Source organism: Citrobacter sp. C1, from assembly GCF_014596895.2.
Taxonomy (GTDB): domain Bacteria; phylum Pseudomonadota; class Gammaproteobacteria; order Enterobacterales; family Enterobacteriaceae; genus Citrobacter; species Citrobacter gillenii.
Window position 1 is genome coordinate 2502363 of the sequence record NZ_CP115035.1, and the last position, 24603, is coordinate 2526965.

Annotated in this window: 24 protein-coding genes; 10 read left to right on the forward strand and 14 right to left on the reverse strand. The window is 49.8% G+C overall.

The genetic code is table 11. The features are described from left to right. Positions 1–221 precede the first annotated feature (221 nt). Positions 222–476 (reverse strand): hypothetical protein, encoded by a 255-nt coding sequence (locus IB214_RS12050; RefSeq protein WP_117342769.1) that lies wholly within the window; start codon positions 474–476, stop codon positions 222–224. Between the two features lie 991 nt (positions 477–1467). On the opposite strand from IB214_RS12050, the gene IB214_RS12055 reads away from it, so the two are divergent. Continuing rightward, positions 1468–1782, forward strand: coding sequence for a hypothetical protein (locus IB214_RS12055; protein WP_223240222.1), 315 nt, complete (start codon positions 1468–1470; stop codon positions 1780–1782). A gap of 344 nt (positions 1783–2126) precedes the next feature. Here IB214_RS12055 and IB214_RS12060 read toward each other — a convergent pair whose 3' ends face one another. Next, positions 2127–2681, reverse strand: coding sequence for a GNAT family N-acetyltransferase (locus IB214_RS12060; RefSeq protein ID WP_115258511.1), 555 nt, complete (start codon positions 2679–2681; stop codon positions 2127–2129). A gap of 157 nt (positions 2682–2838) precedes the next feature. Between IB214_RS12060 and tam the strand changes: the two genes are divergently transcribed. After that, a complete protein-coding gene (tam, locus tag IB214_RS12065; RefSeq protein WP_117343113.1) occupies positions 2839–3597 on the forward strand; it encodes a trans-aconitate 2-methyltransferase in 759 nt (252 codons plus the stop codon). Positions 3598–3701: 104 nt separating this feature from the next. Here tam and IB214_RS12070 read toward each other — a convergent pair whose 3' ends face one another. Both IB214_RS12070 and IB214_RS12075 read right to left on the reverse strand, forming a co-directional pair. Continuing rightward, the gene (locus IB214_RS12070) at positions 3702–4208 is read right to left on the reverse strand and encodes a CaiF/GrlA family transcriptional regulator (protein ID WP_117343112.1); all 507 of its coding nucleotides are present in this window, start codon (positions 4206–4208) and stop codon (positions 3702–3704) included. Positions 4209–4577: 369 nt separating this feature from the next. Beyond that, positions 4578–7337, reverse strand: a complete 2760-nt coding sequence (locus IB214_RS12075) for an autotransporter outer membrane beta-barrel domain-containing protein (protein WP_117343111.1) — start codon at positions 7335–7337, stop codon at positions 4578–4580. 327 nt (positions 7338–7664) lie between these two features. Between IB214_RS12075 and IB214_RS12080 the strand changes: the two genes are divergently transcribed. After that, positions 7665–8048 carry a GFA family protein gene (locus IB214_RS12080; RefSeq protein WP_115258515.1) on the forward strand — a complete coding sequence of 128 codons (384 nt, stop codon included), beginning with the start codon at positions 7665–7667 and terminating at the stop codon, positions 8046–8048. Between the two features lie 5 nt (positions 8049–8053). Here the strand turns inward: IB214_RS12080 and IB214_RS12085 are convergent, their stop codons facing one another. The 6 genes from IB214_RS12085 to sad form a co-directional block, all read right to left on the reverse strand. After that, positions 8054–8968 carry a bestrophin family protein gene (locus IB214_RS12085; protein ID WP_161959037.1) on the reverse strand — a complete coding sequence of 305 codons (915 nt, stop codon included), beginning with the start codon at positions 8966–8968 and terminating at the stop codon, positions 8054–8056. Between the two features lie 215 nt (positions 8969–9183). Continuing rightward, entirely contained in the window at positions 9184–10635 is a 1452-nt protein-coding gene (locus IB214_RS12090) for a tagaturonate reductase (RefSeq protein WP_117343110.1), read from the reverse strand. 106 nt (positions 10636–10741) lie between these two features. After that, positions 10742–11269 carry a GNAT family N-acetyltransferase gene (locus tag IB214_RS12095; RefSeq protein WP_117343109.1) on the reverse strand — a complete coding sequence of 176 codons (528 nt, stop codon included), beginning with the start codon at positions 11267–11269 and terminating at the stop codon, positions 10742–10744. A gap of 81 nt (positions 11270–11350) precedes the next feature. Next, positions 11351–11710 carry a DUF4186 domain-containing protein gene (locus tag IB214_RS12100; protein ID WP_117343108.1) on the reverse strand — a complete coding sequence of 120 codons (360 nt, stop codon included), beginning with the start codon at positions 11708–11710 and terminating at the stop codon, positions 11351–11353. After that, positions 11710–12636, reverse strand: a complete 927-nt coding sequence (gene glsB / locus IB214_RS12105) for a glutaminase B (RefSeq protein WP_096757076.1) — start codon at positions 12634–12636, stop codon at positions 11710–11712. The genes IB214_RS12100 and glsB overlap by 1 nt, the downstream gene beginning before the upstream one ends. A gap of 117 nt (positions 12637–12753) precedes the next feature. Continuing rightward, entirely contained in the window at positions 12754–14142 is a 1389-nt protein-coding gene (sad, locus tag IB214_RS12110; protein ID WP_117343107.1) for a succinate-semialdehyde dehydrogenase, read from the reverse strand. Positions 14143–14244: 102 nt separating this feature from the next. On the opposite strand from sad, the gene IB214_RS12115 reads away from it, so the two are divergent. Together IB214_RS12115 and IB214_RS12120 are read left to right on the forward strand one after the other, a co-directional pair. Next, positions 14245–15120 carry a LysR family transcriptional regulator gene (locus IB214_RS12115; protein ID WP_115258521.1) on the forward strand — a complete coding sequence of 292 codons (876 nt, stop codon included), beginning with the start codon at positions 14245–14247 and terminating at the stop codon, positions 15118–15120. A 149-nt stretch (positions 15121–15269) separates the two neighbouring features. After that, on the forward strand, positions 15270–16460 hold the full coding sequence (locus IB214_RS12120; protein WP_096757079.1) for a sugar transporter: 1191 nt from the start codon (positions 15270–15272) through the stop codon (positions 16458–16460). Between the two features lie 53 nt (positions 16461–16513). Here IB214_RS12120 and IB214_RS12125 read toward each other — a convergent pair whose 3' ends face one another. After that, complete coding sequence (locus IB214_RS12125) at positions 16514–17179, reverse strand: MarC family NAAT transporter (protein WP_096757080.1); 666 nt, start codon at positions 17177–17179, stop codon at positions 16514–16516. 256 nt (positions 17180–17435) lie between these two features. Here IB214_RS12125 and marR point away from each other — a divergent pair, with 256 nt between their 5' ends. Genes marR through marB form a run of 3 tightly spaced genes read left to right on the forward strand, consistent with a single transcriptional unit; the run spans position 17436 to position 18521 of the window. Further along, positions 17436–17870, forward strand: coding sequence for a multiple antibiotic resistance transcriptional regulator MarR (gene marR, locus IB214_RS12130; protein ID WP_096757081.1), 435 nt, complete (start codon positions 17436–17438; stop codon positions 17868–17870). Positions 17871–17888: 18 nt separating this feature from the next. Further along, positions 17889–18272: an MDR efflux pump AcrAB transcriptional activator MarA gene (gene marA / locus IB214_RS12135; RefSeq protein ID WP_138140554.1), complete on the forward strand. Its 384-nt coding sequence runs from the start codon at positions 17889–17891 to the stop codon at positions 18270–18272. Between the two features lie 30 nt (positions 18273–18302). Continuing rightward, positions 18303–18521, forward strand: coding sequence for a multiple antibiotic resistance protein MarB (gene marB, locus IB214_RS12140; protein ID WP_096757082.1), 219 nt, complete (start codon positions 18303–18305; stop codon positions 18519–18521). Between the two features lie 31 nt (positions 18522–18552). On the opposite strand, the gene eamA is transcribed toward marB, so the two are convergent. After that, the gene (gene eamA / locus IB214_RS12145; RefSeq protein WP_117343106.1) at positions 18553–19452 is read right to left on the reverse strand and encodes an O-acetylserine/cysteine exporter; all 900 of its coding nucleotides are present in this window, start codon (positions 19450–19452) and stop codon (positions 18553–18555) included. Between the two features lie 198 nt (positions 19453–19650). Between eamA and ydeE the strand changes: the two genes are divergently transcribed. Together ydeE and mgtS are read left to right on the forward strand one after the other, a co-directional pair. Continuing rightward, positions 19651–20838 carry an efflux MFS transporter YdeE gene (ydeE, locus tag IB214_RS12150; protein ID WP_115258524.1) on the forward strand — a complete coding sequence of 396 codons (1188 nt, stop codon included), beginning with the start codon at positions 19651–19653 and terminating at the stop codon, positions 20836–20838. 243 nt (positions 20839–21081) lie between these two features. After that, positions 21082–21177 (forward strand): protein MgtS, encoded by a 96-nt coding sequence (gene mgtS / locus IB214_RS12155; RefSeq protein ID WP_096757085.1) that lies wholly within the window; start codon positions 21082–21084, stop codon positions 21175–21177. 267 nt (positions 21178–21444) lie between these two features. Here the strand turns inward: mgtS and IB214_RS12160 are convergent, their stop codons facing one another. Both IB214_RS12160 and dcp read right to left on the reverse strand, forming a co-directional pair. After that, positions 21445–22365, reverse strand: a complete 921-nt coding sequence (locus tag IB214_RS12160; RefSeq protein ID WP_117343105.1) for a diguanylate cyclase — start codon at positions 22363–22365, stop codon at positions 21445–21447. A gap of 151 nt (positions 22366–22516) precedes the next feature. Continuing rightward, the gene (gene dcp / locus IB214_RS12165) at positions 22517–24562 is read right to left on the reverse strand and encodes a peptidyl-dipeptidase Dcp (RefSeq protein WP_117343104.1); all 2046 of its coding nucleotides are present in this window, start codon (positions 24560–24562) and stop codon (positions 22517–22519) included. Positions 24563–24603: the final 41 nt, after the last annotated feature.

Sequence of the window (24603 nt, forward strand, 5' to 3'; positions counted from 1 at the left end):
GCTTAAATAGGCGCTATGAGCTGAATTCATAAGAGTGGTGGATGTGGGTTGGGGCGGCAGTGTGGCTTGTGTGTGAAGTGATAAGTGATTTCAAATCATAGATGGACGGGAACGGCGGGAGTATATTTTCTTCTATGTTCGGCAGCTACCTTTTAATCTGGCAGAAACAGCGGGCGCTGTGTCAGACTAAAAAAAGCCCCGCGTCAATGCGGGGCTGATGTTTATTGCTTGTCTTTTTCTAATGCATTACAAATGCGGAACAGAAATTCGTTATTTTTAAACGAAATCATTATCAGTTCAAATGAAATGCGAGTAATAACTAAAACAAGAATACTTAAACCACAGGCGCTAAAATTACCGTTAAATGCAAATATAACAGCAGCGATAATATAAATAATAGTTAATACCCAGTAAACGGCGACGAGTATTTTGGGTGTTATTAAAGTACCAAACGTTGCAAACTCTTTAAAAGCCATAATCAATCCCTTTGAAATATTAAAAGTGCAGTCATCATACACCTACGCACACTACCTATAGCAAATGTTTTTTAAAGCATCATGTCTAGTATATAAACACATTTAAATTGATTCGTTAATTAAATATGACGGCAATCAGCAACGGCAGGTTAAACCCTCACAAAGTAACACTGCAATTATTGTCACCGAATCCGGACTTGCCATCACCTTTGATGCCAAGACGAGCGAGGGTTACGAGCTGTCGCGCGACGTGGCGGAAGCGGCACTGGAGACAGGTTATAAAATTGCTGACGGTATCGTGACGAATCAGCCTGAAATCAGTTTCGAGGGCATCGTCACAAGCGTTTGTCGGGTGTGGGATTCTGTCGCCGCTGCAGCCGCCGTGGCGAATATGCAAGCGATATGGGATAGCGGGGAATTCTTTTCGGCGTACAATCAGTAAAAACAGTTACGTTTGCATATACAAAAAACGCGCCACCGGCGAAGAATAAATCCGGCGATGCAAGCGCGAGCGGGAAAGAATCATCGCGCAAAAAAAATCGACCGAAACTTTTTTACCTACAGGCGGGAGCGGTATTTATCCGACATTCACACATGTTGACGTCCGAAAAAGTCGCACGCGCTGGCAGGGTCACTGATGGTCAGTAAATACATTCTGGAAAGGTTACACTGTCACTTTTTTGGGTTCTCGGCAGCGTCGTATACAAAAACAAACAGGTCAGGCGGCGGCACGGTTACACACGCGCAGGTCATGCCAGGTGCAACGCTAAAATACGAACCGATAACCGGTGAATTATGTCTGACCGCTGCCAGTGTAGGTGGCAAGTGTGAATGCAAAACGATTTCAGACGATAAATAATTTGCCTGCATTGCCATTCGGGTGTATCTGATGCAGGACGGCGACGAGATTGTGCCGGTTTCAAGGACCGGCAAAATAACGACCTGGACGCCGCCGAAAAATATCGGGCTGATTATCTGAGGAGTAAAAAACATGGCCGCGCATGACATCGAAAAAATGTGGGAAAACCTGCTTAAAGAGGACATCGGGTCACGTGTTCAGATTATCCAGGAGATCCACGAGTTAATCCTGGCCGGTGAAATCGAAGTCGCAAAAGGATTGCTACGCACGCTGATTAAGGTCACGTGCGGTTATCCAGCGATTTCTGACGAGGTCGGCAGGAATTCAAAATCAATTATGCGCATGTTGTCGCCGGATGTGGATCCGGGTGTCAAAGCGTTTATGGCTGTTGTCAGAGCTGCAGAACGCCAGTCAGAGAAAGCAGCGGCCCGGGCAAAAATCCATTAAGTCAGAAACCGTCACGACGAACCGGCCACAATGGCCGGTTTTTTTATGTCTGCGTGGTGTGCTACGTGAAATCGTGTGCAGGATTTGCTGGTGAAAATCTGCAGAATTCACGCAGCGTCACGACAGGGAAGGGAGCAAACGGACAGGCACGATTCAGACTGCATTAACACACCATATTTACATGTTCTTTTGCATTTAACATAATATACATTATGCGCACCAATGTGAGATCAGACAGAATCCAGCACTTTATGGTCATCCTTGGTCTGGTTGTTGATAGACTCTGAACGCTATCTTGGCTTCACATACCTTCACTATCTTTGCTCGAATACTGTCTCTCATTTTCATCCTTGGCCTTCAGAATTAACCAATACAGAAATCTTTTGGATTCGATACAGAACATGCAGGGACAGCCGATGATTTGCCGGCAACGCTGGATGCGGAAACTCTTCCACTTTTTTCATACCAAGCCGTTTCATTAAGTGTTCTGAAGGTTTGTTGAGTACCGATGTAAACGATACGACTTCATCCAGCATCAGAACCGTAAAAGCATATTGCAGACAGGCTTCAGCGGCCTCCATGGCTAACCCTTGATGCCAGTACGTTTTGCTGAGACGCCAGCCAATTTCGGTACAGGGAGAAAATGGAAATTTATCAGGCTGCGGGTGCAGACCGACACAGCCAACAAATTCATGCGTTTCTTTGGATTCAACGGCCCAAAAACCCCAGCCGCGTTGTTCTATTCCGTCCCTGAATCTCTCTGCCAGACTGTCGCTCTCCTGTCTCGTCAACGGAGCCGGAAAGAAGCGCATCACATCCGGGTCTGCATTCAGATCGGCAAATGCTGCCATATCTGTTTTTCCCCACTGCCTTAAAATGAGCCTTGATGTTTCAATCATATTGCATTCCTTACCATTATGTTTACATCATCACTCAGCGTTATTCTACGTGCTAGACACTTTACTGCGCCCTTCCCGCTTCAGCAAATACAGCCATAATGTCGTACGCTTAACGTGAAGATTGAATACGATCTCATCTTACACAGGAGATAGCTACATGGCCGACTGGAACCCTGCACTTTATCTGCAATATGGCAGCGAACGCTCAAGACCCGCAGCAGAATTATTGAGCAGAGTAGCGTTAGAAAATGTTCGTTCAGTCGCCGATCTGGGGTGCGGTCCGGGAAATAGCACGTCATTACTGTATCAACGATGGCCTTCGGCCAACATAACAGGCGTGGACTCTTCGCCAAATATGCTCAACGAGGCGCGTGCAACCTTACCGAACTGTCATTTTGTTGAAACAGATATCAGCGAGTTCCGGGCGGAGCAACCTCTTGATCTGCTTTATGCGAATGCTTCATTACAGTGGGTACCCGATCACTACGAATTATTCCCATATCTTGTCTCGCAGTTACACCGTAACGGCGTACTTGCTGTGCAAATGCCGGATAACTGGCTGGAGCCGACACATATTTTAATGCGTGAAGTCGCCTATGAGCAGGATTATCCCGATCGCGGTCGATCGCCTCTTCCCGGCGTGCATGCTTATTATGATATTTTGACTGAAGCGGGATGTGACGTTGATATTTGGCGCACGACCTATTACCACATTATGGATTCACATCAGTCGATTATCGACTGGGTCAGTGCGACAGGCTTACGTCCTTGGTTGCAAGATCTGAGCGAAAGTGAGCAACGAAAGTATCTGGCTCGATACCATGAACTTCTACAGGAGCAATATCCGCTGCAGGAAAATGGCAAAATCCTGCTGGCATTCCCACGCTTGTTTATTGTTGCCAGACGCGATTTTTAATCCCCTTATACTTGCATTGGCCTTTCATTGCAGAGGCTAATGTAGGTAAATAGAAATAGTATTTAGTTGGTATTATTTTATTTCGAAAAGTGACTATTCAACAATTACTCTTCGATGAATTTGATATTATCATAAATTGGGCACCCCGCTTTCCATGCTTCCAATTGTGTTGCATTATTACCAGTCGGCCTTGATAACATCCAACGGGCCATAAGCTGGTCCAGTTGATTGTTTGTTTTCACGTCCTTTCTGGTATTGCTGCTTTTTTCTGGTTTTCTTACCGATGTCGGGGACGTTGCTACCTTGAGAATTCGTACGGCAAGTTGACAACAACCGCCCTGTACTGGGATTTTACGCATTTCAAATGTGATATCATCATACCCATGTCGATGACAAATATAGCTAAGTATGCCACTGGAACGTCTCAAATCTATCTGAAACGCCTGGCTAACATCATCCCGAGTAAACTCAGTTTTACGCAGAAAACCCCACCAGGCTACCGCCCTGTAAAGCGACATATCACCAAGATGGCGGATCTCGTCTGGAATATGAAAATGACCATGGTGTTTTTGTTGGGACTGTTCACCTGCCCTATTTGACTGATTTATCATAAAATTAACCTGTTTATTCACTATTCATAAAGAGAGGATAAGCAACGTCAAATGCTTTATTGTAAAAAGCGGGAATGAAATATATCTCATGGGTTAATGCAGTGTTGATTTTAAGATGATCAATAAAGAGATATTAGCGATTCGACGAGCCATTACTTTTTTACATGATAGTACGCAGGAATCAATTGATCTTAACCACTGTCTTTTAGTTAGATGAAATAACCTTGTAACACGCCTGTCGGTATATTTTCACACCGTAAGATTATTATGCGATTTGTGAATTAACACTTTTGGTTAATACATTTTCCGCGTGCGAATGGTAGTGGCGAAATAAACACCCCGCATCCTGATTTAGGATGCGGGGTGTTGTCAGAATAACACCTTCACACCGAACATTGCCTGAGAATCACTGTAACCACTGTCGCCAATTTGTTGACCTACGTTTCCCCAAAGGTGCAGACGCGTATTTACTTTCGCTTCAACACCTGCTCTGAGTTCAGCGATATTTTTTGCGCCATCAACGTCACCCTGTATTTCATTCATTGATATCGAATAATTTCGGGAATTATGAAGCCAGTTAGTTTCAATAAATGGCTGAAAAAGCCGATCTTTTCCTTCATCGCGTTGGTTATAGCCTCGCAAATACGCTTTAACCCCCAACCGGCTTTGCAGATTCCCTTTGCCTTTATCTCGGATCACGGTGCCGTTTGCCTCCTGATGATCGTCAGACGATACGTCCATCCAGGTCAACTGAACCTGGGGTTGTAGCCAGTAACTCAGGCGTGCCGTCTCCTTCAACTTAAAGGCATATCCTGCTTCAAGCGAGGCGGTCACCCCCCGTGAACGATATTTCTCTGTCGCCAGTTGTTCACCGCGAACGGTGTTATCAAACCAGTTATAAAGCATCCAGCTGTCAAGATATCCCCCGCTTTTCTCCACATTGTTGGCATACCAGGTTGCGTACAATCCGGCGCTGTAACCTGATATCGAACCGTCAGCGCGGTAATGGCTGACGTCTGACCGCGTATTACTTTGGCTGTTTGCGTAGCCGAACATGACGCCCAGATGCCAGCGCTCAACCTCGTCTGAACTCCATTGTGCGACATCACCACCTATTTGCAGAACATAACGGTTACTTTGCGTCTTCAGCTGCCCGCTACTATCACGAAACCGGGTATGCCCACCGACGTTGCGTAACCACATGCTGGTCACGTCTGACTCACCCGTTATGGGGTCAATATAGTGACTTTCGCCCAGGCGATCGTGCAAACGTGTCGTAAACAGCGTATTTCCCGCCGATTTATTCGCAAGGTAGGCGCCTAATTCAGGGCGTAAAACCGAATCGTGAGATGCGGGTTCTTCTTGTTGGACAGGTAACACCGGTGTGTCGGGATCAATAGCCGGTTCTTCTGGGTCACGTATTGGTTCTTCTGGATCGCGTATCGGTTCTTCAGAAGGAGTCCACGTATTGGTCAAATACCAATGATTCGAATCAGGAATGAGTGCGGAGTCATCCGTATTATTTCCCCGCAGTAGTGCGTAATCATAGGCGCCCGCGGTCAAACGGCCAACTGCAACAAACTCACCACCTGACTCGCCGTCCACCCACACTACCCGTGCACCATTGAGATTACTGACCGTCTGGCTGCCCAGTGCCTGCAAAGCGACACGAGTGGTCCCTGATGTATTCCCCATCACGTGAAGTTGGTTCACCACCGCTTTTTGTTGCACGGCATCTTCTGTTGTATTGAGGATAAGAAGACCGTTGTTGCTGCTGTAATTACCGCTAACGGTCAGGATACTATTGGAACGTTTTAGTGCCTCGTCCGTTCCCGGCTGGCCAAAACTGAGCATACCGTCGAGCGACAGCGAGCGGATAGTCTGACTAAAACCATTCAGATCGACAGTCGCCGTCTCATCCACAGTGAAATCTGAGTTGCGGCTAAAGGCATCCGTGCTGCCAGCCCGCAGCGTACCGTTGCGTAGCGACGTGATGCCCGTGTAGGCATTATTTCCCGACAATAATGTCGTTCCCGGACCATTATGATTGACCTGACCACGTCCGGTTATATCTGCTGCGAGTGAAAAATCGTCACTGTTATGATTAAAATTCAGTTGAACAGTGCTGGTATTGTCGGCAGTATCGCCAAGATAGATCCACGGAACGTTAATGACGCCAGCGCGCTGCGCGACGTCCCCCTCTTCAGACCCTACGTTGACAATGCCTGTACTTCCCTTACCGACGCCTAACCATAAATATTTCCCGGATTTTACCGTGCCACCATTACTCACGGTTAGCACGCCGCGTGCATCATTGTTGCCGGTTCCGTATCCCCCTAGCAAAATCGGCTTAGCGACGTCCAGTAACGAATCCTCACCATCAACCCTGACGGCACCGTTACCAAACAAGTTATTGCGATCTGTTTTACCAACATAGCCAATATTCATGTGTTCGGTTGCGACCACCTGCCCACCATTAAGAATATCGAGCTTGCCGGTGTCCTGATCGCCCACCACGACCCAGTTCGTTTTAACAGTAGATCCCGTTCCGTCAATCATGACGCTGCCGTAGGCGCTGGCATAAAATTCGCCGATGCGGAGTTCATTAATTCCGCTTATTTGGCTGCCAAGCTCCACCAATAAGCGGCCACTGCCGCTGTTAGTCCCTAAAACGAGATCTCCCCCTCTCAGTATCCAGATTGCCCCATTGGTCAGGGTCACAATGCCGGCACTTCCCCGACCAATTGAGCCTGTAAGCGAAGAAATTTGGCGCCCATCAATGACCAACGCACCTGCAGAATCTTTACCAACAATCAGGCCACGAAAAGTATTCCAGACGTCGTCAGTATTTTCAGTATTTGATAACAGAACACTGGCGTTATTATTAATGATCGCATCACTGGTGGCATTGGCGGGTGTATACGGTTGGGCCGCCAATAATATGCGGCTGGCTTGCAGTGTAGTTTTACTTTTATTTTCCGTGCATAACGCGGCTGATTCACGTTCACATAGCCGTTCTTCTGCGATGGCGTCTACGGGTACCAGCAGACCTGTTGACGCTAACAGCAGTCCGGGAATAATCGCTAATCGGCCGGGGCGTTTTGCAGGCATTAGCTGAAAGTTTTTCATAGATAATCCTCCTGATTATCGTGCGTACATCCTTTTAAAGCGTCAGCAGGTTAATCCCCCTGACGACATGGATTTTTTATACGAACGCCATGATTACACTTTCAACGGTTTTATCGAGACAATGATCTATTCTGTGAATGGCCTTACGCTCCGCGGAGATAAATAAGCCTTCGTATTGACAATCACAGGTTGTCGTTCATTTAATGGTCTGTTTTATCTTTACACCGGGTATCGCATATGCGTGCCATCGCTTTTTTAAGATGTGCTTCTAGTGGCGAGGCTTGTCATCTGCTAGTGTCAGATAACGTTTCGCTGAAGAGAGTCGTCGTGTCTAAAATCTATTCTGGCGGTTGCCTGTGTGGTTCGGTACGCTTTACCGCAACGAATCCCAACAACTCACATTCCTGCTCCTGTGATATTTGCCGCAGACATACGGGTGCGCCCACCGTAGTGTGGATTGAATTTAACGCTGAAAACGTAGAATGGACGGGCATTGCGGGTCAACCTGCTACCTGGCGATCATCAGAAATATCCAGCCGAGCCTTTTGCCCACAGTGTGGTAGTTCCGTGGGCGCCATCGATGACGCCCCGATTATTGCCCTGTTAGCCGGGGGATTTGACGATCCCGATGATGAGAATCTGGCGCCACAGTTTCACTCTTTTTCCGATATGATGCCGGTATGGTGGCAAAAAGGACATGGCGAAAATTGATTCGGTTATGTCAGTTGATAGTGCTTATCGGGCATATGTTTAGCAGGTACAGTCGTTTCATCGTTCATTTGCAGCAAATCAATTTCAATCGCATTACAAATCGCATCCAGCGGCAAGTCGTTATTTTCCGTGCCGAACGGGTCTTCAAGCTCTTCTGCCAACGTGTCGAGAGAAATGAACGTATATGAAATCAGCACGGAAATGAACGGCGTCATATAGTGCAGATCGACCACCAATGCGAATGGCAGCATGATACAAAACAGATAGACCGTGCGATGCAGGATCAAGGTATAGGCAAATGGCACCGGTGTATTAGCAATCCGCTCACAACCTGCAAGTACCGCCGACATATCATTTAATCTATTGTTTAAACTGTGAAATAATATGTCAGATAGCTCGCCATTACGCCTGCGTACGGCTAACCACTCCCCCATCAACAGCAGAATACGGTTGGCCGGTGATTGGCAGGCAAAGACAGTTTGCAAATCTGAGGCACTGAGATATTTCGCTAATGGTTCCGCCTGCGGGTTACGACGCAGGGTCATGCGTAAACAGTGGGCAAAGGCGATTTGCAGACGTACAAACTGCCCCAGCTCGACGTCGTCCGGTAATGTGTTTTTTACCTCACGCAGTAGCGAACGGGAGGCAATCATTAATTGTCCCCACAGGTGTCGAGCTTCAACGTAGCGCGAGTAACAGGCATTGTTGCGAAAGCCTAAAAAGATAGCAATGGCGACGCCCAGGATGCTGAATGGCGCCAGGGTAAATTTGATACCCAGCATCGTATACCATGGCAGCATGATGATAACGGCAATGGAAAGCAGAAAATTCAGCAGCAGGCGCGAGAAAATCTTCGATAACACTGAACCATGCCAGACGAATATCAGACGCAGCCAGTGTTGTTGAGGTCGAACAATCATAGTTATCTTCGGAAAATGTGAAAGCCGCGCCATTAAACGTGATCGCGATCAATGTTGCAAGCACCTCACCGCACTAAATCCCGCCTTTTTACCTGCCTGAACAAATGAGGCGCTACAGTCTCAGACGGTAACTGTATTTAAGAAGCACACTGTATGTTGTAACTAATAAACAGGTATAAAAAACCCGGCCTAAACCGGGTAATTATGTGACTATTTTAGCACAGTGGCTTCACGGCTTCGCGCATACCGTTGGACAGAATGGCGTCCAGATCGGCAGAAACCTGTTCAACCAGACCGGGAACCTGCGTCAGATCCTGCTCCCAGTGCTCGTTGACCGCCAGTACCGAGTGGACCAACGCTTGCGTGCTTATTTGACGATCGTAGTGCTGACTCCATAGCTTCTGGAAGCGCTCAATCCAGTGGGCATCATCCTGAACAGGATAAGACTCACCGTTACGCTCGCCGCGATAGAAAGCAATCAACGCCGCCAGCGCAAACGTCAGACGCGCCGGCAATTGACCATTGGCCTGCTGCCCTGCCAGCAACTGCGGCAAAATACGCGTGCGGAATTTAGTCATTCCGTTCAGGGCAATCGACAACAGCTGATGCTTGATGTACGGGTTGCAGAAACGTCCGGTCACCGCGCTGGCGAATGATGCCAGCTCATCACGCGGTAAATCGAGCACCGGAATGATCTCTTCGTAAATGGCTTTTTCGACAAAAGCGCAAATCTCTGCGTCATTCATCGCCTCACCCACCGTGTCTAGCCCTGCCTGGTAGGCTACCGGTACCAGCGCGGTGTGCGCACCGTTAAGGATGGCAACTTTACGCTCTTTGTACGGCTTAATATCATCAACAATCAGTACATTCAGCGGATATTTGTCCAGACGCAGTTCAGTCGCTAATGACTTCGGCCCCTGAATCACAAACAGGTAGAAGTGCTCTGCAGTATCGAGGAATGCATCGTGATAACCCAGCTCGGCTTCTAGCGTGGCCACTTCGTCACGCGGGTAACCGGTAACGATGCGGTCCACCAGCGTAGAACAAAATGCGTTAGCCTTGTCCAGCCACTGCACGAACGCGTCCGGCAACGCCCACTCCTGCGCATAACGCAGCACCAGTTCACGCAGCGCATCGCCGTTGTAATCAATCAGTTCGCAAGGAATGATTATCCAGCCTTTATCCAGCGCGCCGTCAAAATGGCTGTAACGCTCAAACAGCAGGCGGGTCAACTTGGCCGGATAGCTTACCGCAGGCGCATCGTCGAACTTGTCGCCCGCGTGATAACTGATCCCGGCTTCCGTTGTATTGGAGAAAACAAAACGCATATCAGGGTTATGCGCCAGTTTCAGGAACTCATCGTATTCGCTATAGACGCTGATTTCACGGTTAACCGAGCGAATTAAACGCGCGTCGCTGACGGCCTCGCCCTTTTCATTCAGACCACGAATGATGGTGGTATAGAGACCATCCTGCGTGCTCAGTGATGGCGGAAATGTACTTTCGATAGGACGAACAATGACCACACCAGAATTCAGATCGGTATGTTCATTCAGTAAATCAACTTGCCAGTCAACAAAGGCGCGCAGGAAGTTTCCTTCACCAAACTGAATGATGCGTTCAGGATAGTGAGCACCGGGAAAATCGCGACGATTTAGTGTTTGCACAATGGGTTCCCTTTTTGATTAGTCATACAACCTGATTGAATTGGTCCAATAGGTTAGCAAACTTTAATACCTTGAAACCCTGTTTTGATCAATCCCTGGTAACAAATTACAATGATTTATAGAAAAGTGTGGTGCCCGTCAGCGTTCCGTCCGGCATTTGGGCGTAGTTGGGGATCATGCCCGCTTTTTGCCAGCCGCAATTGTGGTAGAACAACTCCGCAGCGCTACCGGTGGCCGTGTCGAGCACCAGCGTAGTTTTATGCTGTTGACGCGCACACGTTTCCAGCGCATTCATCAATTCCCGTGCGATACCCGTTCGTCGTGCAGACGGATGCACCAGTAATTTGGCGACGTCGGCACGATGCGGTTGGTTTTCAGGTTGATCGACAATAAGCTGGACGGTTCCCACCAGGATACCCTGCGTGTTTTCAGCCGCCAGCACAATTCTCTCGCCACGAGCAACGCTTTGCGCAACGCCCGTCCAGAATGACAGTGACTTATCGCGATTGAAGGGGTGTATAAAACTTACAGATGCACCGTCATTCACGCACTGTTCAAGAACGTCACAAAGCTCGTCGATTCTCGACACAATCTGTTGTGCGCTCAGCACGATGCAGGGGGTACCAGTGGCCATTTTTTTCTCCTCAGATAGTCCCCATGATAGTGCGTTTAACTTTTTCGCAACACAAGGGGTCTTATCATAGGATTATGTTATCTATGGCTGGTTCATTTGCCGCACTAACCAGTGATAAATTACCGTGACAACGTAACGTTGCTGTTCTGCACTTAGCGCCTGCCCTTGAGGAATATCATGCCATTTTGCCAGGCAGCCGCGACAGCAGGTTGCCGTCGCATGCTGGGCAATAAATACCGGATGCCCGCGCATCGGCGTCTGCTTACCGTCGTTGGCCGGGAATGCAGGCGCCAGGCGTTTGGCAATAAAATCGGCGGCATGTTGCTCAATCACCGGCGCGCCTTTCTCCATACAATAGCGTCGTTCTTTGTCACCAAGGCGAAACCGTGAACGAAAGGTCGATTTCGCCAGTCGGGAAAACAACGGTTCGAGCGAGTTCATCAGTAAACCGAACGCCCCATCTGTTGGGTTAACTGTTCCAGCACCGCAATACCTGCCAGTGAATTCCCTGCCGGATCCAGTTCCGGGCTCCAGACCGCTATCGCCATTTCATGCGGCACGATCGCCACGATACCACCCCCCACCCCGGATTTTGCCGGCAGCCCCACTCGCCACGCAAATTCACCGGCGTTCTGGTACATACCACTGGTCGCCATCAGCGCATTAATTTGTCGGGCCTGCATCGGCGTGACCACCGGTTCATTGAGATGAAAGGCATGCCCCTGATTAGCCAGAAAGACAAAGGTACGCGCCAGCTCCACGCAGCTCATTTTCAGCGCACAGTAGTGGAAATAGTTTTGCAGAACGGTGGCTACATCATGTTGAAAATTGCCAAAGGATTTCATCAGCCAGGCAATGGCCGCATTACGTGCCGAATGCTCAAACTCAGAGCGGGCAACTGTCGCATCATAGGCGATATCCGGCACACCGCTTAGCGCCCGTACGACTTCGAGCATGCGTTGACGTGGCGCACTCAGACGCCCCTGCAGCATGTCGCAAACCACCAGCGCCCCGGCATTAATAAACGGGTTGCGCGGTATTCCTTGCTCCATTTCCAGCTGTACCAGAGAGTTAAACGGATGTCCTGACGGATCTTTGCCTACTCGCTGCCAGATCTCATCTTCCTGATAATGACGCATCGCCACCACCAGACTGAGCACCTTCGAGATCGACTGAATTGAAAAACGTTCTTGCGCATCACCCGCCTGATAGTGCTGACCATCAACGGTACAAATGGCAATACCCAGTTTGGAACCATCAACGGAGGCTAATGCGGGGATGTAGTCAGCGACCTTCCCCTGACCAATCAGCGGGCGAACCTGCTGCACAATGGTTTCTAAGATTGAATTGTCCATGGCCCTGGCCACAACATGCTCCTTGCTCGCAGGTCTGAAAGGCCTGCGAGTATAACAGAGCTGAATGCACCGCGTCAGGATGCAGATGATATGCGTGGACGGGTGTCCCGTGTGGAGACACCCTGAAGATTAGATACGGTTTTTCCAGACGGTCTGCACGTTACAAAACTCATGCAGGCCAAAGTGCGAAAGCTCCCGACCAAAACCGCTTTTCTTCACCCCGCCAAACGCAACGCGGGCATCACTGGCACTATAACCATTGATAAATACCCCGCCACATTCCAGGCGTGCAGCCATATTCTGCGCCAGCGTCTCATCAGCGGTGAAAATCGTTGCCGACAAGCCAAAATCACTCTCATTCGCCAGTACTAACGCATGCTCTGCGTTCTTCGCAACGGTAATTGCTGCTACCGGGCCGAACAATTCCTGGCGGAAAGCGGTCATCTCAGGTGTCACGTCGCCAAGAACAGTGATGGCATAGTAGTTACCTTTTCCGGCAATTTTTTCGCCACCGAGTAACAACGTCGCCCCTTGAGCCAGCGAAGCCTCAACCTGCTGATGCAGTTCATCACGCAGATCAACGCGTGCCATTGGGCCGAGATCGTTTTCCTCATTCAGAGGATCGCCCATTTTTAGCGCACTGGCCGCCGCCACAAAACGCTGAGTAAATTCTGCCGCAATCCCTTCCTCAACAATAAAACGTTTCGCTGCCGCACAAACCTGCCCGGTATTCTGATAACGACCGGCGACTGCCGCCTTCACGGCCAGATCGAGGTCAGCATCGTTAAGGACAATGAACGGATCGGATCCACCCAGTTCAAGCACGCATTTCTTCAGCGCCGCCCCCGCCTGAGCACCAATTGCCGCCCCGGCTCGCACACTTCCCGTTACCGTAACGGCGGCAATACGCGGATCGTTGATTATCTGGCTAACGCCCGAGTTATCGGCATTCACCCAGCCATATACCCCCTGCGGGATACCGGCATCAGCAAACGCCTGCGCAATAATACCGGCACACCCGGTTACATTCGGTGCATGCTTTAACAGGTAACCATTCCCGGCCAATAAAATAGGCACTGCACCGCGCATGACCTGCCACAGCGGGAAGTTCCACGGCATAACGGCCAGAATAGTGCCCAGAGGACGATATTCGATCACCGCCTGGTTATTCTCCACCTGTGTTGGTTCAGGATTAAGCATCAAAGGTCCATGCTCTGCATACCAGTCACACAGCGCCGCGGATTTCGCCACTTCTGCACGAGCCTGTTTTATCGGTTTCCCCATTTCCCGTGAGATACACTGCGCCATCTCTTCCGCACGCTGGCGCAGAGCGTGCCCAACCTTGCGCAGCATCTGCGCCCGATGCGCCACGGTGGTGTGTTTCCATTCATTAAATCCACTGGCGGCCAGATCAAGCGCATGGGCAATCTCATCCCGACTAGCCCACGGCATCGCCGTTAACCTTTCGCCGTTCACAGGATTGACGGAAATCGCATGTGTTGCTGATGTGATGGTCATAGCTGTCTCTCTTTTTGCAGGGTATGGTCATATCATGAGCGTATTTACTCTTTCTGAAAAATGAATAATATTAACTACACCATTCACGAATAGAGAAAAATAATGGATCTGACGCAACTGGAAATGTTCAATGCGGTGGCGGAAACCGGCAGCATTACGCAGGCCGCCGCGAAGGTACATCGTGTGCCGTCCAATCTCACCACGCGTATTCGCCAGCTTGAAGCCGACCTTGGCGTCGATCTGTTTATTCGTGAAAACCAGCGCCTGCGACTTTCCCCGTCCGGGCACAATTTTTTGCGCTATAGCCAGCGGATCCTTGCCCTGGTAGAGGAAGCACGCATGGTCGTTGCTGGCGATGAGCCGCAGGGACTGTTCTCTCTCGGTTCGCTGGAAAGCACCGCTGCCGTACGCATTCCCGCGACGCTGGCTGAATATAATCGACGCTACCCTAAAATCCAGTTTGCGTTGGCTACAGGGCCTTCAGGCACCATGCTGGACGGTGTACTGGAGGGGACGCTGAGCGCCGCCTTTGTCGATGGCCCGATCACCCACCCGGGACTGGAAGGCATGCCGGTCTACCTTGAGGAGATGATGATCGTTACCCCTCACGGACACGCCCCCATACAGCGGGCCAGCGACGTTAACGGCTGCAGTATTTATGCCTTTCGCGCGAACTGCTCTTACCGCCGCCATTTTGAAAGCTGGTTTCACGCCGATCGCGCAATGCCGGGCACCATCCATGAAATGGAGTCGTATCACGGCATGCTCGCCTGCGTGATTGCCGGGGCGGGAATTGCGCTGATTCCGCGATCGATGCTGGAAAGTATGCCGGGACACCATCAAGTTAACGCCTGGCCGTTGAGTGAAAACTGGCGTTGGCTCAATACATGGCTGGTCTGGCGTCGGGGAGCGATGACGCGACAACTGGAAGCATTTATTGAGGTGTTGAACCCCCAACTGGCGCAGAATGCAGATTAGCTGACGCCGGGTGGCGCAAGCTCACCCGGCCCTCCTTTCCAGGTATCAGGCATAAAATGTGATTTGAATCACGAAATGATTGTATTTTCACCAGTAACCGTTTTAAGATCGTGACCTCACCTTTTCGCAGCTAATCCAATTTATTTGATATGACAACACACACTGTTTCCCGCAAGGTCGCGTGGCTACGGGTCGTTACGCTGGCTATTGCCGCTTTTATTTTCAATACCACGGAGTTTGTTCCCGTCGGTTTGCTCTCCGACATCGCGCAAAGCTTTAATATGCAAACAGCGCAGGTCGGGATCATGCTGACCATCTATGCCTGGGTCGTTGCCCTGATGTCACTGCCGTTTATGCTGCTTACCAGTCAGGTGGAGCGACGCAAACTTCTGATTTGCCTTTTCGCGCTGTTTATCGCCAGTCATGTGCTCTCTTTCCTGGCATGGAACTTTACCGTGCTGGTCATTAGCCGTATTGGTATTGCCTTCGCACACGCCATTTTCTGGTCGATTACCGCGTCATTAGCGATTCGCATGGCACCCGCCGGCAAACGTGCGCAGGCGTTGAGCCTGATTGCTACCGGGACCGCGCTGGCGATGGTGCTGGGTCTGCCTATTGGCCGTATCGTCGGCCAGTATTTTGGCTGGCGCACAACCTTCTTCGCTATCGGCGTCGCCGCATTAGTCACCTTGCTCTGTCTGATTAAACTGCTGCCAAAACTACCCAGTGAGCATTCAGGCTCGCTAAAAAGCCTGCCGCTGCTGTTTCGCCGCCCGGCGCTGATGAGCATTTATTTACTGACGGTCATTGTAGTCACCGCGCACTACACGGCTTACAGCTATATAGAACCCTTTGTTCAGACCGTTGCCGGACTGAGTGCCAATTTTGCGACCGTGTTGTTACTGGTTCTGGGTGCGGCGGGCATTATCGGCAGCCTCATCTTTGGCAAGCTGGGTAATCAGCATGCATCCGGGCTGATAAGTGCGGCTATCGCGTTACTGACGGTGTGCCTGGTGCTGCTATTACCAGCCGCTGACAGCGAGATGCACCTCGCCATACTGAGTATTTTCTGGGGTGTGGCCATTATGGTGATAGGTCTGGGGATGCAGGTGAAAGTGCTTGCGCTGGCACCCGATGCCACCGACGTCGCCATGGCGCTGTTTTCCGGGATCTTTAATCTGGGTATCGGCGCGGGCGCACTGGTGGGAAATCAGGTCAGTTTGCACTGGTCGATGTCCACAATCGGTTACATCGGTGCGATACCCGCACTGGCTGCGCTGATATGGTCCGTGATTATCTTTCGCAAGTGGCCGGTCGCGCTGGAAGAACAGCCTAACTAGCCATAAAAAAGGGTCCGATAGACTATACCGGACCCTTTTTTTAAGCGTAGGTTTTATGCGTAGGTTTTGATAATTTCCAGTACGCCATTAATAATAAACTGCACGCCCATACACACCAGCAAAAAGCCCATCAGACGGGAAATCGCTTCAATGCCCCCTTTGCCGACCAGACGCATAATTCCGCCTGAACTGCGCAGGCAGCCCCACAGAATGACCCCGATCACCGCAAAAATGATCGGTGGAGCGACCATAATAACCCAGTCCGGAAACTCAGAGCCTTGACGTACGGTCGAGGCCGAACTGATGATCATCGCAATGGTACCCGGACCGGCAGTACTGGGCATTGCCAGCGGCACGAAGGCAATATTGGCCGTCGGTTCATCTACAAGTTCTTCTGACTTACTTCTCGCTTCCGGAGAGTCGTGCGCCTTCTGCTGCGGGAACAGCATCCGAAAGCCGATAAACGCAACGATTAACCCACCCGCAATACGCAATCCGGGAATCGAAATCCCGAAGGTATTCATCACCACCTGCCCGGCATAGTACGCCACCATCATGATGGCAAACACGTAGACAGACGCCATTAATGACTGACGGTTACGCTCTGCGCTGTTCATATTGCCGGCAAGGCCGAGGAACAACGCCACGGTGGTTAACGGGTTCGCCAACGGTAACAGGACTACCAGTCCCAGACCTATGGCCTTAAACAAATCCATCATAATTCATCTTTCCTGTGCGTTAATCGTCAACGGCAAGTATACGGTGAAAACACCCGTTTAAGCCATTTTCGCGATGTAAGGATTCATTTTTCTCCTCTACGCATAAGCCTGTGAAATCAAAATATTGAAACGAACGTTCGGTTAGCCAGGTGCTGACGTTTTAGCAAAACGTGGCATTTGCCGACCCATTCATTTGACTTATATTTGCCTAAGCAATAATATCAGCCGTGACTAACTACTTGCCAGGGCAACCATTGTGAAAAACACCAGTGATCTGTTCAACGAAATCATCCCACTGGGCCGTTTGATCTATATGGTTAATCAGAAAAAAGATCGTTTGCTAAACGACTACCTGTCACCGCTGGATATCACGGCATCGCAGTTTAAGGTGCTTTGCTCCATCCGCTGCGCGGTGTGCATCACCCCTGTTGAATTGAAAAAAGTGCTGTCTGTCGATCTTGGTGCGCTGACGCGTATGCTCGACAGACTGGCCTGTAAAGGCTGGATTGAAAGACTTCCTAATCCACATGACAAACGCGGCGTGCTGGTGAAACTCACCGAGCATGGCGCGACAATTTGTGAGCAGTGCCATCAATTAGTCGGGCAAGACCTGCACCAGGAACTAACAAAAAACTTAACGGCGGACGAAGTGGCAACACTTGAGCATTTGCTTAAGAAAATCCTGCCGTAAACAGAAAGAGGTATGACGATGTCCAGACGCAATACTGACACAATCACTATTCATAGCATTTTGGACTGGATCGAGAATAACCTTGAATCACCGCTGTCACTGGAAAAGGTGTCAGAGCGTTCAGGTTACTCCAAATGGCACCTGCAACGGATGTTTAAAAAAGAAACCGGCCATTCATTAGGTCAATACATCCGCAGCCGCAAAATGACTGAAATAGCGCAAAAATTAAAAGAAAGTAACGAACCGATCCTCTACCTGGCGGAGCGTTATGGCTTTGAGTCTCAGCAAACGCTGACCCGGACCTTCAAAAACTATTTTGATGTGCCACCCCATAAGTACCGTATGACAAATATGCACGGCGAATCCCGGTATTTGCATCCGCTGAATCAATGTAACTGCTAATCGCCTGATAAAGACGTAACCGAGGAAATCATGAAACTTCTGTCATCTGCAATGCTGGCCCTGCTGCTTGTTGTTTCGGGCCAGAGCATGGCGGAACAAACCGCGCAGCCCATAACACCCAATAATCGCGACGCAATAATTATGCCTCCTACGCAGGAGCAGTCCCCGTTTGATTTTAATCATATGGGTGCCGGCAGCGACAAGTCCGACGAACTGGGTGTGCCTTATTACAACATGCGCAGTTTATAAGTCATGATGCCCCGCCACGGCGGGGCTACTGTTATCCCCTCGCCTGAGCGGTCCTGCGCAAACGAAAACCAAACACGTTGATGTACAGCCCCGCCATAATCAACAGCGCGCCGATAAGTTGCAGCCCACTTAGCGTTTCATCCAGTAACACTGCCGCACTCGCCAGCCCAACCACTGGCACGAGTAAAGACAGCGGGGCCACGCGCCAGGTCTCATAGCGTCCCAGCAACGTACCCCATATGCCGTATCCCACAATCGTCGCCACAAATGCCAGATAGACCAGTGAGAGAATAGTCGTCATATCAATAGCAATAAGGCTGTGTACGATGAGACCTGGGCCATCAAGGACGAGCGATGCCAGAAAGAACGGTAAAATAGGGATCAAGGCACTCCACACCACCAGCGACATCACTGGCGGGCGGGATTCATGTTGCATAATTTTCTTGTTGAAGATATTGCCGCAGGCCCAACTCAGCGCTGCCGCCAGCGTCAGCATAAAGCCGAGCATCGTCACGTGCTGTCCATTCAGGCTGGCTTCGATCAACACCAGCACGCCAAACACTGCCAGCGCGATGCCGACCCGTTGCTTGCCCTGTAAACGCTCACCAAAAGCGAATGCGCCCAGCACAATGGTGAAAAATGCCTGCGCCTGCAATACCAGTGACGCCAGTCCAGCGGGCATGCCAAATTTTATGGCGCTGAACAGAAACGCGAACTGGCCAAAGCTGATGGTCAGGCCATAACCGAGCAGCAATGAGAGAGGGATTTTCGGGCGGGCAACAAAGAAAATAGCCGGAAATGCCACCAGTAGGAAACGTAGCCCTGCCAGCATCAGCGGCGGCATATTGTGCAGGCCCACTTTGATGACGACAAAATTTAGCCCCCATACCACCACGACCAGTAGTGCTAACAACCCGTCTTTACGTGACATTCACCCGCCCCTGAAATTATTAAATTTTTGTAAACAAGTTAAAGTAGCGGAAATCGTTGCCGGGTAACAGATCATTAATACAGGTAGGTATAACTGGGCATTTTCAGACAACTTTTTGAGTGTACATCACACTTTTGCCGTGCTATTTCTGTCTGAAATTTAATAAAAACATAACAACATGCATTGTCGGGCAAGAAAATGAATACCACTCTGAGAAGATCCACCCTCGCTTTACTCGCCTCCTCACTATTACTGACGATTGGGCGGGGTGCCACGCTCCCGTTTATGACCATCTATCTCAACCGACAGTACGGCCTGAGCGTCGATCTGATTGGTTACGCCATGACGGTCGCCCTGACTATTGGCGTTATCTTCAGCCTGGGCTTCGGTATTCTGGCCGATAAGTTCGATAAAAAACGCTATATGCTGCTGGCGATTACCGGTTTTGCATCTGGCTTTATCGCGATCCCTCTGGTGCATAATGTTATCGTAGTGGTGTTGCTTTTTGCCCTGATCAACTGCGCCTACTCCGTCTTTGCCACCGTGCTGAAAGCCTGGTTTGCCGATAACCTCTCTGCCACCAACAAGACCAAAATTTTCTCACTTAACTATACAGTACTCAACATTGGCTGGACCGTGGGTCCGCCGCTCGGCACGCTGCTGGTGATGCAAAGTATCAACCTGCCGTTCTGGCTGGCAGCGCTTTGCTCAGCCTTCCCGTTGGTATTTATCCAGACGTGGGTGAAACGTTCAGAAGTGCCATCCGAGGGACTGAACGTATCCGTCTGGTCCCCCTCGGTACTGTTGCGCGATAAAGCGTTATGCTGGTTTACCCTGTCAGCGTTTTTGGCCTCGTTTGTGGGCGGCGCATTTGCGTCCTGTATTTCTCAGTACGTGATGGTGGTTGCTGACGGTGATTTCGCAGAAAAAGTGGTGGCCGTGGTCCTGCCCGTCAACGCGGCAATGGTGGTTACATTGCAATATGTCGTCGGGCGCCGTCTTTCCAGCGCCAACATCCGCCCGTTAATGGCCGGCGGAACATTATTCTTTGTGCTGGGATTAGTGGGTTTTATTTTTTCCGGCAACAGTCTGCTAATGTGGGGCATTTCTGCAGCGTTTTTTACCATCGGCGAAATCATTTACGCACCGGGCGAATATATGCTTATCGACAACATTGCCCCCGCGGGGATGAAAGCGAGCTATTTCTCCGCCCAGTCACTGGGCTGGCTTGGCGCGGCATTTAACCCGTTAGTCAGCGGCGTTATTCTGACGACCCTGCCGTCATGGTCGCTGTTTGTGGTGCTGATGATTGCCATCATTCTGGCCTGGGCGCTGATGCTAAAAGGCATGCGAGCTAAACCCTGGGGCCAGCCTGTAGTCTGTTAATTTCTCTGGCGACAGAGCATGTGCTGCCCTGTCGCTTTTTCAGAAAACCCCGATATATTTTCCCTGCCCCGCATATTTTGACATCCTTATTTATTTTTCTCTGCCAATAACGCGATAACTTTACTATTCAGACGAAATAATTCACCTGGTTCAATCTTTGTTTAAGATTAAATTGCTAGTATAGTCCTTAACGAGGTGAAATTAAGGTAAGAGAGGAAACTCACAAATAAAGGAGCATAAACAATGCTGGGTAATATGAATGTTTTTATGGCCGTTCTGGGAATTATTTTATTTTCTGGTTTTCTGGCCGCCTACTTTAGCCACAGATGGGATGATTGATGAACGACGATAGTCCTGCACCGAACCGGCCCCTTGTAGCATCACTGCTCAAGGGGCCATTTTTTTGTCCTGAATGCCGACTACCTGAACGACAGGTAAAAAAAACCGCCGGATAAACCAGCGGTAAATGCTTGCATGGATAGATTTGTGTTTTGCTTTATACGCTATCAGGCAATTCCCTGCGCAGATAACGAATAGTCACCCAACGTATCATCAACAACCCCAATGAACGTTAAACGAAACCAAATCATCTCACAAAACTCACGCTCAGGCTTGCGTCGTTACCCGCTCTTTGGCACCCACCCGTGTGATCTGCTCATGTTCATCCATAAACATGCAGCGATTCCTGCCAGTCTGCTTCCCTTCATACATGGCTCGGTCAGCACGCCCGAGAGCCGTGTCCAGCGTTTCGCCCGGGCGAACTCGAGTGATCCCAGCCGTTACCGTAATATCAATCTCCCCCTGCGGGTAAGGGATCTTTTTTTGTTCAATGAGATGACACAGGCGCAAGCCCGCGAGAGATGCCTGCTCATCCGTTTTTGTTCTGATCAGAATGATGAACTCTTCGCCACCGTAGCGATACGCGATCTCATCATAACGAGTCCATGACAATAAATTTGATGCCAGACTGCGCAGTACGACGTCACCAACCAGATGGCCGTAGGTATCATTGACGTATTTAAAACGGTCGATATCCAGCAATAATAAATATAAATTAAGCGGTTGCGCGTCAAGTAACTGCTGGTCAAAAGACTCATCCAGCATTCTTCGTCCAGGTAAGCCGGTTAATACATCGATATTACTGCGGATAGTCAGTAAATGTATTTTATAATCCATCACCGCCGACGTAAAAGCCAGAAGCGCATCCTGAAAACTGTCGAAATGCCATGACTGACTGCGTTCTTCTACTATTACCGATAGCAAGTCCTTACCTAATAAATGCATTTTTTCATGGGCTGCATTTATCTTACTCAAATAACTATAATCTGCATCATCCTGGACCAGGCGCGGGGTAAGCCACTGTCCGAATTGACAGGCACAGTGCGAATTCTTACCTGAAATATCCGCCTGAGTGACATCAGATGACACCACGCAGTGAAACATTTTGACTAGCCATTTATAGTGCGCATCAATCGAGTGATTCAACTCCATCAAGATTGAATCTATTTCTGCCGTTTTTCTCATCATCACGAATCCTTTCCCTGTGTGAGTATTGCTGATAGACAATAGTTTAGCGGCTATAAAGAAAATTTATGTAAATTTATTAATAGTAATTAATATGCCGCAGTCTCGGCCACCGATAATACGGTCAGATTGTAAGCTGACCGTATTATCCCGGCTACTGTTCTAATCCCCGGTTGCGCAGCATTGCATTAATTCCTGGTTCACGCCCACGCCATGCGGGATACAGACCATGCAAATCTGCACTATTACCGCGCGAGAGGATTGCCTCACGAAAATACTGGCCGTTTTCACGGGTTAATCCACCGTTTTCGACAAACCACTGATAGCCATCGTCGGCCAACATTTGCGTCCATAAATAGGCGTAATATCCCGCGGCATAGCCACCACCCAAAATATGAGCAAAATAAGTGCTGCGATAACGCGGCGGCACAGCAGAAATATTCAGCCCTTCCGCAGTCAGCGCACACTGCTCAAACTCCGCTACTGACAATATCCTCTCGCCGTTTTCCAACGTGTGCCAGTGCATATCCAGTAATGCGGCACTGAGCAACTCGGTCATATCGTAGCCCTTGTTAAACAAGCTGGCCCGCTGCATCTTATCCTGCAGCGATTCTGGCATTCTTTCCCCGGTTTCAACATGGCGCGCGTAGCGGGCAAAGACCAGTGGATGACTCGCCCAGTGTTCATTAATTTGCGAAGGAAATTCAACGAAATCACGCGGGGTATTGGTTCCTGAGAGTGTGGCATAACGTTGACTGGCAAACAGGCCGTGCAGCGTGTGTCCAAACTCATGGAACAGCGTAATGACGTCATCCCACAGCAGCAAGGCGCGCTGACCCTGGGCAGGTTTTTGGTAGTTACAGACGTTGTAAATCACCGGTCTGGTTTCGTTAAGCATCGATTGCTCAACAAAATTCCCCATCCATGCGCCACCGCTTTTTGATTCCCGGGCAAAGAAATCACCGTAGAACAACGCCAGCCCCGTGCCGTCGTGGTCAAAAATTTCCCATACCCGTACATCCGGGTGATATACAGGGATGTCGAAACGCTCGATAAACGTAACGCCATAGAGCTGGTTTGCCGTCCAGAACACACCATCGTTCAGCACCGTATCTAACGCAAAATAGGGTTTCAGCTGTGCCTCATCAAGAGCATATTTTTCACGGCGAACCTGTTCGGCATAATAGGCCCAGTCCCAGGCCTGCACGCTAAAATCGCCCTGCTCTTTATCTATGGCATTTTGGATTTCAGCCAGTTCATCATGGACTCTCCGACGCGCAGCCGGAACGATAGCGCGCATAAAAGTGAGCGCTGCTTCCGACGTTTTTGCCATTTGGTCGGCAATTTTCCACGCTGCATAATGAGCAAAACCAAGTAACTTCGCCTGCTGCATTCGGATTTCCGCCAGCCGCTGAACGATGGCGCGCGTATCGTTGGCATCATTATTTTCAGCCCGCGTCCATGCACGGGTAAACAGCGTCTCACGGGTCTGCCTGTCATGTAACGCGGCAAGCGCAGGCTGTTGTGTCGTGTTCAACAGCGGGATAACCCAATGGTCCTGAAGCCCTTTCTCCCTGGCAATTGCAGCCGCCATGGCTTTCTCTTCCGGGCTTAATCCATCCAGTTGATGGACATTATCCACCACCAGGGCACCTGATTTACTCGCCGCCAGCAGGCGCTGATTGAACTGGCTTGTCAGCGTGGCTGATTCGGTGTTCAGCAATTTGAGACGCGCTTTGTCTTCTTCATTCAATTGGGCACCAGCCAGTACAAAACGCTGATAGACGACCTCCAACAACCGTAAGGACTCTGCATCCAGTCCTAACACGGCACGCTGTCGCCAGACGGCCTCTACGCGCGCAAAAAGTGCCGCGTTAAGATAAATATCATTCGCCAGCGCCGCCAGCTCAGCGGAAAACGCTTCATCAAGACGCTGTAATTCATCGTTGGTATGCGCTGCCGTCATGGCAAAGAACACGCTGGTGACGCGCGTTAACAGTGCCCCGCTCTGCTCAAGTGCCAGCAGCGTATTAGAAAAATTTGCGGGCTGTGAATTTTGCACAATGGCATCGATTTCGGCACGCTTTTGCCGAACACCTTCGTCAAACGCGGGCCGGTAATGATGCACGTCTATGCGATCAAATGGCGGAGCCTGATAAGGCAAAGTGCTTTGACGTAAAAAAGGATTCGTTAACGACATCTTTCACTCCTGAAAACGATTTATTGACGTGGTATGGTAAT